General features: G+C 59.5%; 12 protein-coding genes. 5 read left to right on the top strand and 7 right to left on the bottom strand.

Features of this window, described 5'->3' with window-relative positions; all coding sequences use genetic code 11:
• Window positions 1–29 precede the first annotated feature (29 nt).
• Entirely contained in the window at window positions 30–236 is a 207-nt protein-coding gene (locus JBE38_RS16730) for a SlyX family protein (protein WP_090368857.1), read from the bottom strand.
• A 3-nt stretch (window positions 237–239) separates the two neighbouring features.
• Window positions 240–665 carry an HIT domain-containing protein gene (locus tag JBE38_RS16725; protein ID WP_060754196.1) on the bottom strand — a complete coding sequence of 142 codons (426 nt, stop codon included), beginning with the start codon at window positions 663–665 and terminating at the stop codon, window positions 240–242.
• Window positions 666–1,408: 743 nt separating this feature from the next.
• Here JBE38_RS16725 and JBE38_RS16720 point away from each other — a divergent pair.
• Complete coding sequence (locus tag JBE38_RS16720; protein WP_205344703.1) at window positions 1,409–2,710, top strand: OprD family porin; 1,302 nt, start codon at window positions 1,409–1,411, stop codon at window positions 2,708–2,710.
• Between the two features lie 187 nt (window positions 2,711–2,897).
• Here JBE38_RS16720 and JBE38_RS16715 read toward each other — a convergent pair whose 3' ends face one another.
• Window positions 2,898–3,740 (bottom strand): mechanosensitive ion channel family protein, encoded by an 843-nt coding sequence (locus JBE38_RS16715; RefSeq protein WP_060754198.1) that lies wholly within the window; start codon window positions 3,738–3,740, stop codon window positions 2,898–2,900.
• A gap of 135 nt (window positions 3,741–3,875) precedes the next feature.
• Complete coding sequence (locus JBE38_RS16710) at window positions 3,876–4,361, bottom strand: YajQ family cyclic di-GMP-binding protein (protein WP_060754199.1); 486 nt, start codon at window positions 4,359–4,361, stop codon at window positions 3,876–3,878.
• A 123-nt stretch (window positions 4,362–4,484) separates the two neighbouring features.
• On the opposite strand from JBE38_RS16710, the gene JBE38_RS16705 reads away from it, so the two are divergent.
• Genes JBE38_RS16705 through JBE38_RS16695 form a run of 3 tightly spaced genes read left to right on the top strand, consistent with a single transcriptional unit; the run spans window position 4,485 to window position 8,063 of the window.
• Window positions 4,485–5,402 carry a putative 2-dehydropantoate 2-reductase gene (locus tag JBE38_RS16705; RefSeq protein ID WP_205344702.1) on the top strand — a complete coding sequence of 306 codons (918 nt, stop codon included), beginning with the start codon at window positions 4,485–4,487 and terminating at the stop codon, window positions 5,400–5,402.
• 46 nt (window positions 5,403–5,448) lie between these two features.
• A complete protein-coding gene (locus tag JBE38_RS16700) occupies window positions 5,449–7,482 on the top strand; it encodes a sensor histidine kinase (RefSeq protein ID WP_090368849.1) in 2,034 nt (677 codons plus the stop codon).
• Window positions 7,483–7,484: 2 nt separating this feature from the next.
• Window positions 7,485–8,063: a cob(I)yrinic acid a,c-diamide adenosyltransferase gene (locus tag JBE38_RS16695; protein WP_060754202.1), complete on the top strand. Its 579-nt coding sequence runs from the start codon at window positions 7,485–7,487 to the stop codon at window positions 8,061–8,063.
• A 110-nt stretch (window positions 8,064–8,173) separates the two neighbouring features.
• Here the strand turns inward: JBE38_RS16695 and JBE38_RS16690 are convergent, their stop codons facing one another.
• The 3 genes from JBE38_RS16690 to secA form a co-directional block, all read right to left on the bottom strand.
• Window positions 8,174–9,118 carry a Nudix family hydrolase gene (locus JBE38_RS16690; protein WP_060754203.1) on the bottom strand — a complete coding sequence of 315 codons (945 nt, stop codon included), beginning with the start codon at window positions 9,116–9,118 and terminating at the stop codon, window positions 8,174–8,176.
• Between the two features lie 20 nt (window positions 9,119–9,138).
• Complete coding sequence (gene argJ, locus JBE38_RS16685) at window positions 9,139–10,356, bottom strand: bifunctional glutamate N-acetyltransferase/amino-acid acetyltransferase ArgJ (protein WP_060754204.1); 1,218 nt, start codon at window positions 10,354–10,356, stop codon at window positions 9,139–9,141.
• Window positions 10,357–10,479: 123 nt separating this feature from the next.
• Entirely contained in the window at window positions 10,480–13,215 is a 2,736-nt protein-coding gene (secA, locus tag JBE38_RS16680; protein ID WP_090368847.1) for a preprotein translocase subunit SecA, read from the bottom strand.
• A gap of 304 nt (window positions 13,216–13,519) precedes the next feature.
• Between secA and JBE38_RS16675 the strand changes: the two genes are divergently transcribed.
• Window positions 13,520–13,975 (top strand): DUF721 domain-containing protein, encoded by a 456-nt coding sequence (locus tag JBE38_RS16675; protein WP_060754206.1) that lies wholly within the window; start codon window positions 13,520–13,522, stop codon window positions 13,973–13,975.
• Window position 13,976: the final 1 nt, after the last annotated feature.

The following is a 13,976-nucleotide window of genomic DNA, read 5'->3' as shown; positions in this document are numbered from 1 at the left end:
ATCGCGGTTTTTTTATTCGCGCCGATTGATCAATAGTGCGGCGGCGGCGCTTCTTCTTCGGTCGTCTCGAACTGGCCACCCATTTCTTCCTGGCGCTTGAGCAGCGCGGTCATCTGCAGTTGCAGGCGCTCGACGGCCCGCTGCTGGGTAACCAGAATGTCATTGAGGGTTTCGATGGTGTCGTCCTGGAAGGCCAGGCGGCTTTCCAGGTCAGTGACGCGGTCTTGCAGGTCCATGGTTCAATCCTGGGTAAAAATGAAGCTGGCAGGCAATAGCTCGCGCAATCGACTACGGATAGCCGCCACTTGCTCTTCAGTGTAAGGCTGCGCCGGATGCTTGCCCCAGACCGGTGCAGGCCAGGCGGCGTCATCGCGTTTACGCACGATCACATGCACGTGCAACTGGCTGACCACATTGCCCAATGCACCAATGTTCATCTTATCGGCCGCCAGCCCTTCATTGAGCAACTGCGCCAAGGCGGTGGTTTCCTGCCACAGGGTTTGCTGATCGGCAACATCCAGTTGAAACACTTCACTGATACCTTCAATACGCGGAACCAGGATGAACCAGGGGTAATGGGCGTCGTTGGACAGCAGCAGGCGGCAAAGCGGGAAATCCCCTATGACCTTCGTGTCTTGTTGCAGGCGTTGATCCAAGGCGAACACGTGAGTACTCCGTTGCGCAGGTCGATTTCAGGCGCCCAGCATACCTTCGATTGCACGCGGCTTCACGGCGAATGCGCAGGGCCTTGAGTCAACCGACGAAAATTCATGCCCTGTTTCGATGCAGGCCAATAGTTGAGCTACGCTGATCCTGGTCGCCAGCAGTTGCACCAAAATGACCCACTTGTGCCTCAAAGAGATCCGCCGATTACCCACCAAGGAGTGTGAACCGGTAACGTTTTGCTCTGGCACAGGATTCATGGACCACCAAAGGGGTAAACGGCACGTGCGTCAAGCCCAAACCAAACGGCGTAAAAAGCCCGTGCTTATGCGGTTTTTACAGGGCCGTAATGTTTTTCACGAAAAAATGACATTCGGTTACCCCTTTGTGCACGCTTGTTGCATTCACACCCACATCGTCGGCAACGACACTCGCCTGGAAGCCGGTGTTTCGCGATAAAAAACAGCAGCGTTTCAATGCACGCCAAGGATGAGTTCAAACTTCGAAGGGTAGTTTGAAAGAGTATTGAAGTTGTCAGCCCAGTTACACTCGGGCTGTGAATTTGCGACATGGAGCTAGCGATTTACGACAGCCTCGTAAAGAAGCTGAAAGGATAGATGGGTAAGTATCGTCAATAACGTCTGCGTGATATAACTTTGCGCCGACACAAAAAAGAAAGAGCCGCCCAGATAAAAATACAGGTGGGACGGCAGTACTCTTCCTAAAACCAAAGGAGCAAATCACGATGCGCGTGATGAAGTGGAGCATGATCGCCCTGGCTGTTTCAGCAGGCACCTCGCAGTTCGCAATGGCGTCCGCCCAGGACGACTCCAAGGGCTTTATCGAGGACAGTACAGCCAGCATTCTGACTCGTACTCTGTACTTCAGCCGTGACTTCCGTAACAACGCGCCAGGCACCCAGAGCCGCCGCGAAGAAACGGGTCTTGGCTTCCACGGTCTGTTCAGCTCGGGCTACACCCAAGGCACCATCGGGGTCGGTGTCGATGCCATCGGCTTGCTGGGCCTCAAACTCGACAGCGGCAAGGGCCGCGCCGGTACCGGCCTGTTCCCTAACGGCTCCGACGGCCGTGCGCAGGACGACTATTCCAAGGGTGGCGCCGCCATCAAGTTCCGTATTTCCGATACGGTCCTGAAAGTGGGCGACCAATACACCACCGCTCCGGTATTCGCATCCGACGACAGCCGCCTGCTGCCAGAGCTGCCGCAAGGTATCTCGATCACCAGCAACGAGATCAAGGGCCTGAAACTGGAAGCCGGTCACTTCACCTCGATCGTTGCCCAGGACCACACCTACAAGGACAGTATCGCCAGCTCCGAGCCAGGCACCGGTACCGGCCTGCGCGATGCCAACTTCGTCGGCGGCGTGTACTCCTGGACGCCTGAGTTCACCACCAGCCTCTACTACTCGAAAGTAGAAGACTACTGGAAGAAGCTCTACGCCAACGTGAACTGGACTCACGCGCTCGACAAAGATCAGTCGGTAGCCGTTGACTTCAACATCTACAGCACCAAAAGCGACGGTGCCGGCCTGCAACGCGCAGAAAAAGACGGCACCACCAAGCTGGATAACCGTGCCTACAGCTTGCAAGGCGCGTACACCTACCAGGCTCACACATTCACCTTGGCCTACCAGAAGGTCAGCGGTGACGGTGACTACGGCTATGGCGTAGACGGTGGCGGCACGATTTTCCTGGCCAACTCCGTCGCCCGCTCCGACTTCAACGCTGAAGACGAGAAATCCTGGCAAGCTCGCTATGACCTGAACATGGCCACCTTCGGCGTGCCAGGCCTGAGCTTCATGACTCGTTACGTCAGCGGTAGCGGCGCCAACACCGGCACCACGTCGAACGGTAAAGAGTGGGAACGCGACATCGAAGCCAAATACGTGATCCAGAGCGGCCCGGCCAAAGACCTGAGCCTGCGCGTACGTCAAGCGACCTATCGTTCGTCTGACGGCGTGTACTACGGTTCGGCGTCCATCGACGAACTGCGTCTGATCGCGCAATACCCGCTGAACATCTTGTAATTAGCCGCTTGATTACAATGATGACCTAAGGCATCCGCCTTAACTAAAAAGCCGCTCCCCTGTTCACAAGGGAGCGGCTTTTTTATTGCAGTTATATTTCACTGGAAAAATAGCAAGCTAACTAACCAGATAAAAAACCGCACACCTGACCTGACCGTTCAGCCAAGTTTTGCAGCATCACACTTAGTTACTTCGTAGCACTTTCCTGCATTACACGAATAACCCGCTGCGGAAACGGAATATCAATACCTGCCGCTTTCAAACGATCACGCGCCAGTTCATTGAGCATGAACATCACATCCCAATAATCCGCCGTCTTGGTCCAGCAGCGCAGCGAAACGGTGATAGAACTGTCGCCCAAGGTCGACACCACGGCTACAGCCGCTGGGTCGGCCAATACGCGAGGGTCCTTGGCCAGTTCCAGCAGCACTTCACGGGCTTTCTGCAGATCAGCGTCATAGTCCACACCCACATCAAACACCACCTTGCGGGTTGGCTGACGGTTGGTGTTGGTGATGATGCCGTTGGACAGGCTGCCATTCGGGATGATCACCGTCTTGTTGTCGCCGGTGCGCAACACGGTGTGGAAGATCTGGATACTGTCGACGGTACCCGAGGTGCCCTGGGCTTCGATCCAGTCACCAATGCGGAACGGGCGGAACAACAGAATCAGCACGCCACCGGCAAAGTTCGCCAGGCTGCCTTGCAATGCCAAGCCAATGGCCAGGGTCGCGGCACCAATCGCCGCCACGAACGAGGTGGTTGCCACGCCGATCATCGAGGCCACGTTGACCACCAGCATGACCTTGAGCGCGATGTTCGCAAGGCTGGTGATGAAATGCTGCAGCGCCAGGTCCGCATTGCGCAGCGCCAGCAAACGCCCGACCCGATGGGTCAAGACGTTGATCAGCCACCAGCCGATGGCCAGGGTGACCACCGCCAGTAAAAACCGGCTGCCGTATTCCATGATCATCGGGACCCACGACTGCGAGGTCTTGATCAACTGATCCACTTCTGCGTTTAAATCCATGTAGCTTCTCCTGTTGGGCGGTGTGCGGCTTTATCAACTGCCTGAAAACGCAAATGAGCCCCTTGGGGCTCAATGGCAGGCGCAGGTTCCGGGGCGTGGGACGTCAAAAACGCCGACGGGTTCCCCGCAAAGCCATCAGTCGCGGAAGTTATTGAACTGCAGCGGCATGTCGAAGGACTTGGCGCGCAGCGCTGCGATCGCTTCTTGCAGGTCATCACGTTTCTTGCCCGTGACCCGCACCTGCTCACCCTGGATGGCAGCCTGCACTTTGAGCTTGGCATCCTTGATGTGGGCGACGATTTTCTTGGCCAGCTCTTTGTCGATGCCTTCCTTGAGCACGGCTTCCTGCTTCATCAGCTTGCCCGAAGCGTAGGCATCCTTGATTTCAAGGCATTGCGCGTCGATCTTGCGTTTAACCAAGGACAGCTTGAGGATCTCGATCATCGCTTCCAGCTGGAAATCGGCTTCAGCGGTCAGGTTGACGGTCAGTTCCTTTTCCTTGAATTCGAAGCTGCCCTTGCCTTTCAAGTCATAGCGACGGTCCAGCTCCTTGACGGCGTTCTCGACGGCGTTGGTGACTTCGTGTTTGTCCAGTTCGGATACCACGTCGAACGAAGGCATGTCATTTCTCCAATATAAGGGGCGGGCTCAGTAGAGATGGAGCGCGCCCGAGCTAAAATGCCGGGGCATTATAGCGGTTCTTTCGCCGCGTTCACTGCGAGCAGCCCTACGGAGTAAAAACTGATGTCGACCACCTGGCACATTCTCGGCGCCGGCAGCCTGGGCACCCTCTGGGCTGCGCGCCTGGCACGCGCTGGCCTGCCCGTACGGCTGATCCTGCGTGATGATGCACGCCTGGCCAGCTATCGGGCGGGCCCGGGGTTGACGCTGGTCGAACAAGGCATAGCGCACACCTATCCGGTAATCGGCGAAACGCCTGACAGCCCGGAACCGATTCATCGCCTGCTGGTGGCGTGCAAAGCCTACGACGCGCAAAGCGCAGTAGCCCAGTTGCAACATCGATTGGTACCGGACGCCGAACTGGTCCTGCTGCAAAACGGCCTCGGCAGCCAGGACGCCGTCGCCGCCCAACTGCCCCAGGCCCGCTGCATCTTTGCCTCCAGCACCGAAGGCGCATTCCGCGACGGCGACTGGCGCGTGGTATTTGCCGGCCATGGCTACACGTGGCTGGGCGATGCCGCCCACCCCACGCCACCGCTATGGCTGGATGACCTGCACGCCGCGGGCATCCCCCACGAGTGGAGCACCGCGATTCTCACACGCCTCTGGCGCAAGCTGGCCCTCAACTGTGCGATCAACCCTTTGACCGTGCTGTACCAGTGCCGCAACGGTGGCCTGCAAAGCCATCAATGTGAAGTGGCGACCCTGTGCGCCGAGCTGACCGAGTTACTCGAATGCAGCGGCCAGCCTGCCGCTGCCGAGCATTTGCACAGTGAAGTGGAACGGGTGATCCAGGCCACCGCCGCCAACTACTCGTCCATGTATCAGGATGTGGCCAACCGCCGCCGTACCGAAATCAGCTACCTGCTGGGCTACGCCTGCGAAGCCGCTGCCCGCCATCAATTGGCCCTGCCGCACCTGCAACAGGTACAGGCGCGCCTGGTCGAGCACTTGCGTGCACACGGATTGGCCAGCGACTGAGGCACGCGCTACCCTGCCTACCTGTCTATCACCTGGGAAAACCCTGATGCCATTGCGCCAGCGTCTTGAAAATCTACCGGTAGGGCAGAAACTGCTGGCCGCCTTGCTGGTGTTGTTGACCACCGTATTGTTGGTGGCCAACCTGACGTTCATCAGCGCGGCTTACTGGATCTCCCAGGAAAGCATGGCGCCCCAGGCGCTACAGGCTATCGGGCGGTTGGTGTCCAACCCGTCACTGGCCGCTGAAGCCCTCGAATCGTCCACCAAGGCCGAAGCCCTGCTCAATGAACTGACCAGCTATTCACCGCTGCGCGCCGCCGCACTGTATGACGGCGAAGGCACTCGCCTGGCGCAGATGCAGCACGCCAATCGCCTGCACCTGCCGGATAATTACCGGCATATCGAGGCTTGGCGCCTCACTGAGTTTCGCAGCAACCAGGTCATCACCCTGCCCCGTCCCGGCCAGCCTCCCGGGCATCTGCTGCTGGTGGCCAGCAGCGAACTGCCGATGGCCTTTTATACCGGCACGCTGACGGCCAGCCTGGGCATCCTGATTTTCAGCGTGCTGCTGTGGCTGGTCATTGCCCGACAGATCAAGCGCCTGATCACTCGCCCCATCCACGAACTGGAAGAGCTGTCGCGTCAGGTGACTCGCGAAGAGAACTATTCCTTGCGCGCCGGGCGCGGCAACCATGACGAGATCGGCAGCCTGGCGGAAGCCTTCAACACGATGCTGTCGCGCATCGAAGCCCGCGAGCAGCAGCTCAAACGCGCCCGTGATGACTCCCAAGCCGCTTACGACCAAGCCCAGGGCCTGGCCGAGGAAACCCGTCATACCAACCGCAAACTCGAGCTGGAAGTACAGGTTCGCAGCAAGATCGAGAAAAAACTCACCGGCTTCCAGAACTACCTGAACAGCATCATCGACTCGATGCCGTCGGCGCTGATCGCCTTGGACGAACAGCTCTACGTCACCCAGTGGAACCAGGAAGCCAGCGCCCTTTCCGGGACACGCCTGGATGAAGCGCTGAATCAACCGATCTTTCTCGCCTTCCAGCCGCTCAAACCCTACCTGAGGCAACTCAAGGCCGCGGTCGAGCAGCACAGCGTGGAACGCATCGAGCGCGTCACCTGGGTCAAGGATGACGAGCCCAAGCATTACGCCCTGACGTTTTACCCGTTGATGGGCGGTGCCGGGCGCGGCGTGGTAATCCGGATCGACGACATCACCCAGCGCCTGTCGCTGGAGGAAATGATGGTCCAGTCGGAAAAAATGCTCTCCGTCGGCGGGCTTGCCGCAGGCATGGCCCATGAGATCAACAACCCGCTGGGAGCCATCCTGCACAATGTCCAGAACATTCGCCGCCGCCTGTCTCCCGACCTGCCCAAGAACCTGGAACACGCCGAACAGGCAGGCATCGAGCTGGACACCGTCAACCGCTACCTGCAAAGCCGCGAAGTGCCGCAGTTGCTCGACGGCATCCAACAAGCCGGCGCTCGGGCTGCGAAGATCGTCACCCACATGCTCAGTTTCAGCCGCCGTAGCAATCGGCAAATGGCGCCCTGCGATCTGCCGGCGCTGATCGACCAGGCAGTGGAAATCGCCGGTAACGACTTTGACCTGACCATCGGCTTCGACTTCAAGGGCCAGGCGATCATCCGCCAATTCGATCCACTGTTAGGCCCGGTACCGGGCACCGCCAACGAGCTGGAACAGGTGTTGCTCAACTTGCTGAAAAACGCCGCCCAGGCCATTCACCTGCGTGAAGACGACAGCGAGCCGGGGCGCATTATCTTGCGCACCCGCCTCAACCCGCCGTGGGCCGAAATCCAGGTGGAAGACAATGGCATCGGCATGAGCGAAAGCGTGCGCAAGCGCACCTTCGAACCGTTCTTCACCACCAAGGAAATCGGCCAGGGCACCGGGCTCGGGCTGTCGGTCTCGTACTTCATCATCACCAACAACCACAAGGGCCAGATGGAAGTACAGTCGACCCTCGGCCAAGGTACCTGCTTCACGCTGCGCCTGCCCTTGGCTGGCAGCCAATTACCTTACGAACTCACCCAACCGGAGCAATGACCATGGGCTTTCGCTTGTCGAAGATCTACACCCGTACCGGCGACCAAGGCGAGACCGGCCTCGGCGACGGCCGTCGCGTGCCCAAGGACCATCCGCGGGTGGAGGCTATTGGCGAGGTCGACACTTTGAACAGTCAATTGGGCCTGCTGCTGGCCAATCTTGAGGAACAGAGCGGCAAGCACCCTGAACTCAAGGATGTGATCGAGGTGCTGACGCCTTGTCAGCATCGGTTGTTCGACCTGGGCGGTGAACTGGCAATGCCGGTGTACAAAGCCTTGAATGCAGCGGAAGTGGATCGGCTGGAAGCGGCGATTGACCGCTGGAATGAAGAAGTCGGGCCGCTGGAGAACTTCATCCTGCCGGGTGGTTCGGCGCTGATCGCGCAAGCTCATGTATGCCGCAGCCTGGCGCGCAGTGCAGAACGGCGCTGTCAGCAGTTGAATGCGCTTGAGCCGCTGGAGGGCGTGGGGCTTGCGTATATCAATCGGTTATCGGATCTGTTGTTTGTGGCGGCGCGAGTGATTGCCAGGCGCCAGGGTGTTGCGGAGGTTTTGTGGCAGGCGGCGGCTAAACCACACTGAGGGTTGTGTAGTGACTGATCGGGCCCTATCGGGAGCAAGCCCCCTCCCACAGTTGAACAAGTTGCCCTTGTGGGAGGGAGCTTGCTCCCGATGAGGCCATCAATGGCTGATCAGACTTCCGGCCAGAACGCCCGGATCCCTGCCACACCCTGAGCCCCGGCTTCCCAGGCCTGCTCTCGCTCGGCGGGCCCAAGCCCACCCAACAGAAACACCGGCTTGCTGAACCCACTGATCAACTGCGCCGCCTGCTCCCAGCCCAACGGCTGTGCATCTGGATGGGTCAGGGTCGGCTGCACCGGCGACAGCGTGACGAAATCCACATCCATCATTTGCGCCAGAGCCAGTTCTTCGGCGTTGTGGCACGAGGCCGCCAGCCAGCGGTCCTTCGGCAACGGTCGCCCCTTACTCGCGTATTTACGCAGTTGCGCCGAAGTCATGTGCCAACCGGCCGAAGGAAAGTCCCCCAGCCACTCGAACGGCCCCTTGAGCATCAACTGGGCCTTGCCGGCACACAGGCCAACCGCATCCACCGCCAGGTCACGATACTTGGGGTCGTAACCGTTGGGCGCACGCAGTTGAACCAGCTTGATACCACCGGCAATGGCTTTCTGAAGGCCGCGCAGCAGCGTGGGAGTTTCCAGCTCACCCGGGGTGATCAGGTACTCGGCAGGCAAGCGCGCAGCGGCAACGATCGGTGCATTGGCCGCCGGGAACTCATAGTTGATCAAGTCCCGAGGCGCTACCCATTCCAGCGGTTGCCCTTCGGCACCATGAGGCTCGCCGGTAAACGCCGAGACCTCCCAGACATCCAGTAACACCTGCTTGTCCGGGTAGTCGTGTTGCACCTTGATCAGCGGCCGGGCCGTGGTGACCCGGATGCCCAGCTCTTCGTGCAGCTCGCGCGACAAGGCGGTTGCCACCGACTCATCGGCCTCCACCTTGCCCCCAGGAAACTCCCAGAGGCCGCCCTGATGCTGGGTATCGGCACGGCGCGCCAGCAGAATCCTGCCGTCGGCACCGCGGATCACCGCTGCTGCTACATGCACTCGTTTCACCGCGTTTATCCTCTTGGCTATCAGGTACGGTATTCCGCGTTGATCTTCACGTACTCGTGGGACAGGTCGGTGGTCCAGATGGTTTCGCTGCACTCGCCGCGACCCAACTCGATACGGATGGTGATTTCTTCCTGCTGCATCACCGCCGAGCCCTGGGCTTCGGTGTAAGTTTCAGCACGGGCACCGCGGCTGGCAATGCACACATCGCCCAGGAACACGTCGATCTTGCTCACGTCCAGGTCCGGCACACCGGCACGGCCAACGGCCGCCAGGATGCGCCCCCAGTTCGGGTCAGAGGCGAACAGTGCGGTTTTGATCAGTGGCGAGTGGGCCACGGTATAGCCCACATCCAGGCATTCCTGGTGGTTGCCGCCGCCGTTGACTTCAACGGTGACGAACTTGGTAGCGCCCTCGCCGTCGCGCACGATGGCCTGGGCCACGTCCATGCACACTTCAAACACCGCCTTTTTCAGCGCGTCGAACAAAGGGCCTTCGGTGGTGGTGATTTCCGGCAGGTTGGCCTTGCCGGTTGCGATCAACATGCAGCAATCGTTGGTGGAGGTGTCACCGTCGATGGTGATGCGGTTGAACGACTTGTTGGCGCCGTCCAGCATCAGCTTGTGCAGCACCTCGCGGGAAACCTTGGCATCGGTGGCGATGTAGCCGAGCATGGTCGCCATGTTCGGACGGATCATGCCGGCGCCCTTGCTGATACCGGTCACCGTGACAGTCACGCCTTCGTGCACGAACTGACGGCTCGCGCCCTTGGGCAGAGTGTCAGTGGTCATGATGCCGGTGGCGGCGGCAGCCCAGTTATCCACAGACAGGTCGTCCAGGGCGGCTTGCAAGGCGCCTTCGATTTTTTCCACCGGCAGTGGCTCACCGATCACGCCGGTGGAGTACGGCAGCACTTGGCTGGCGTCTACGCCTGCCAATTGGGCCAGCTTGGCGCACGTGCGCGCAGCGGCAACCAGGCCAGGCTCGCCGGTACCGGCGTTGGCATTGCCGGTGTTGGTCAGCAGGTAACGAATCGAACCGGCAACGCGCTGCTTGGCCAGGATCACCGGTGCCGCGCAGAACGCGTTGAGGGTGAACACGCCCGCCACGGTCGAGCCTTCGGCACAGCGCATCACCACCACATCCTTGCGCCCCGGACGCTTGATGCCGGCCGAAGCGATACCGAGTTCGAAACCGGCAACCGGGTGCAATGTGGGCAAAGGACCAAGACCAACAGCCATGAATGCGCTCCTCAAAAATAGGGGGTGTCTGTGCCGTCGTAAGCGACGGTGAAATTAATGGCAAAACGCCGCGACGGCAAAAGCCGGTCGCGGCGCGGAGTATTGCAGCGTCGGGCGAAAATCTTATTCGATCTGGCCGTGGCAGTGTTTGAATTTCTTGCCCGAACCGCAGTAGCACAGTTCGTTGCGGCCCAGCTTCTGATCGTTGCGAACCGGCGTTTGAGCCAGCGCCACATCCACCTCTTCGCCCAAGACTTCAGGCGCTTCCAGGCCCGGTGCCTCGTCATGCTGGAACTGCATGCGGGCGGCCAGCGCTTCGGCTTCCTGACGCAGGCGAGCTTCTTCCTCGGCCGGATCTTCGCGACGCACCTGAACATGGGACAGCACGCGAATCGAATCGCGCTTGATCGAGTCCAGCAGTTCGGAGAACAGCGTGAACGACTCGCGCTTGTACTCCTGCTTCGGGTTCTTCTGGGCGTAGCCACGCAAGTGGATGCCGTGACGCAGGTGATCCATGGTCGACAGGTGGTCTTTCCACAGGTCGTCCAGCACGCGCAGTACGATTTGTTTTTCGAAGGTGCGCAGTGCTTCGGCACTCGCCTGCTCTTCTTTTTCGTTGTACGCGGCCAGCAGCTCGGTCATCAGCTTCTCGCGCAGCGTCTCTTCGTACAGGTGATCGTCTTCGTCCAGCCACTGCTGAACCGGCAGGTCAACACCGAAGTCGCTCTTCAAGGCCGCTTCCAGGCCGGCGACATCCCACTGCTCAGGCAGGGACTGTGGCGGGATATGGGCGCTGACGGTGGCGTTGAGCACGTCCTGACGGAAATCGGCGATGGTCTCGCCAATGTTGTCGGCGGCCAGCAACGTGTTACGCATGTGATAGATCACTTTACGCTGTTCGTTGTTGACATCGTCGAACTCGAGCAGTTGCTTACGAATGTCGAAGTTGCGGCCTTCGACCTTGCGCTGCGCCTTCTCGATGGCGTTGGTCACCATGCGGTGCTCGATCGCCTCGCCGGACTGCATCCCCAGGGCTTTCATGAAGTTCTTCACCCGGTCCGAGGCGAAGATACGCATCAGGCTATCTTCCAGGGACAGGTAGAAACGGCTGGAACCGGCGTCACCCTGGCGACCGGCACGGCCACGCAGCTGGTTGTCGATACGACGCGATTCATGACGCTCGGACGCAATCACCTGCAAGCCACCGGACTCCAGCACGGCCTGGTGGCGTTTCTGCCAGTCGGCCTTGATCTGGGCGATCTGCTCGGGGCTCGGGTTTTCCAGTGCCGCGACTTCCACTTCCCAGTTACCGCCCAACAGGATGTCGGTACCACGACCGGCCATGTTGGTGGCAATGGTCAGCGCGCCTGGGCGACCGGCCTGGGCGATGATCTCGGCTTCTTTTTCGTGGAACTTGGCGTTGAGGACCTTGTGCTCGATACCTTCCTTGTTGAGCAGGTTGGACACGTGCTCGGAAGTCTCGATGGTAGCGGTACCCACCAGGATCGGGCGGCCTTTGGCCATGCCGTCCTTGATATCGTTGATGATTGCCGCGTATTTCTCTTCGGCAGTCAGGAATACCAGGTCGTTGAAATCCTTACGCGCCAGCGGCTTGTTTGGCGGAATCACCATCACGGCCAGGTTGTAGATCTGGTGGAATTCGAACGCTTCGGTGTCGGCCGTACCGGTCATGCCGGACAGCTTGTTGTACAGACGGAAGTAGTTCTGGAAGGTCGTCGACGCCAACGTCTGGCTTTCAGCCTGGATGTTGAGGTTTTCCTTGGCTTCGATGGCCTGGTGCAGGCCTTCGGACAGACGGCGACCCGGCATGGTACGCCCGGTGTGTTCGTCGACCAGCACGACCTGGCCGTCCTGCACGATGTATTCAACATTGCGATGGAACAGCTTGTGGGCACGCAGGCCGGCGTAAACGTGGGTCAACAGGCCCAGGTTGTGTGCCGAGTACAGGCTTTCGCCCTCGGCCAGCTCCCCGATCTGGGTCAGCATTTCTTCGACGAACTGGTGACCGGCTTCGTTGAGTTCGACCTGACGGGTCTTCTCGTCGATCGTGAAGTGACCTTCTTTGGTCACGACGCCTTCCACTTCTTCGATGTGCTGGGTCAGACGCGGAATCAGTTTGTTGATTTCGGTGTACAGGCGCGAGCTGTCTTCGGCCTGGCCGGAGATGATCAGCGGAGTACGGGCTTCGTCGATCAGGATGGAGTCGACTTCGTCGATCACGGCAAAGTTGAGTTCACGCTGGAATTTTTCTTCCATGCTGAACGCCATGTTGTCGCGCAGATAGTCGAAACCGAATTCGTTGTTGGTACCGTAGGTGATGTCGGCAGCGTAGGCGGCACGCTTCTCTTCCGGCGGCTGGAACGGCGTTACCACGCCGACGGTCAGGCCGAGGAATTCATAGAGCGGGCGCATCCAGTTGGCGTCCCGGCGAGCCAGGTAGTCGTTCACCGTCACCACGTGCACGCCCTTGCCGGACAGTGCGTTGAGGTAAACGCCCAGGGTTGCCACCAGGGTCTTGCCTTCACCGGTACGCATTTCGGCAATCATGCCTTCATGCAAGGTCATGCCGCCGATCAACTGAACGTCGAAGTGGCGCATGCCCATGACACGCTTACCGGCTTCACGGGCGACCGCAAAGGCTTCGGGAAGCAGTTTGTCGAGGGTTTCACCTTTGGCTATGCGGGCCTTGAACTCTTGGGTCTTGGCGCGCAATTGGTCGTCCGAAAGGGCAACCATCTGCTCTTCGAGGGCATTGACCAGTTGCACCGTCTTGAGCATGCGTTTGACTTCGCGCTCATTCTTGCTTCCAAAAAGTTTCTTTAACAAAGGCGCAAACATATCGGCAGGTTCTTCCACACATAGGGATGGAGGGCGCACCGTGAGTGGCCCGAGCAGCCCTCACGGCCGCATGCGAACGCGCATTCTACCCGGAATCGTGGGTGAGGAAAGTGGCGTTATTGCACGAGGCAGGCATGGCACTGTGAGAGGCCCTTTTTAAAATAAGGGCTTTTACTGGAACTTCAACCCATGGAAGGCAGAAGTTACCGATTGATTTTACGGGAAAACTACGCGGACGCATGGCCAGGGGGCTTACGGGCGCTTTCTGTTAAGATGACCACTCTGTTACTTCAGGTGTCTATATATGGCGTTACGCCATCAACCAGCCCGCGCGCCCGGCGCGTTGCTTCGCGAAGCCAAGCCGTTGAAAGCCATCTTTGGCCATGCACAACGCCTGGGCCTGCTGCAACGCCTGCTCGAAAGCCAGTTGCAACCGGCCGCGCGTGAACATTGTCATGTAGCGTCGTGGCGGGAAGGCCATTTGCTGCTGATTGTCACCGATGGCCATTGGGCCACCCGGTTGCGCTATCAACAAAAACGCCTGCAACGACAACTGATGGCCTTTGACGAGTTTGCCGGCCTGACGCGCATCCAGTTCAAAGTGCAGCCCCCAGCCGTGCAGCCACGCGCAGTGGGGCATACGGTGGACCTCTCGGAAAATGCGGCCGAAACCATTCAGGCTACGGCCGATGAGATCAGTGATCCGGGCCTGCGCGCGGCGCTGGAGCGGCTGGCCGCCCACGCCAGGCGCAAACCCTGAC

Origin of the sequence: Pseudomonas sp. ICBG1301, from assembly GCF_016918385.1 — a bacterium.
GTDB classification, from domain to species: domain Bacteria; phylum Pseudomonadota; class Gammaproteobacteria; order Pseudomonadales; family Pseudomonadaceae; genus Aquipseudomonas; species Aquipseudomonas palleroniana.
Note: the sequence above shows the minus strand (reverse complement) of the source record. Positions and strands in the feature narration are given on the sequence as shown.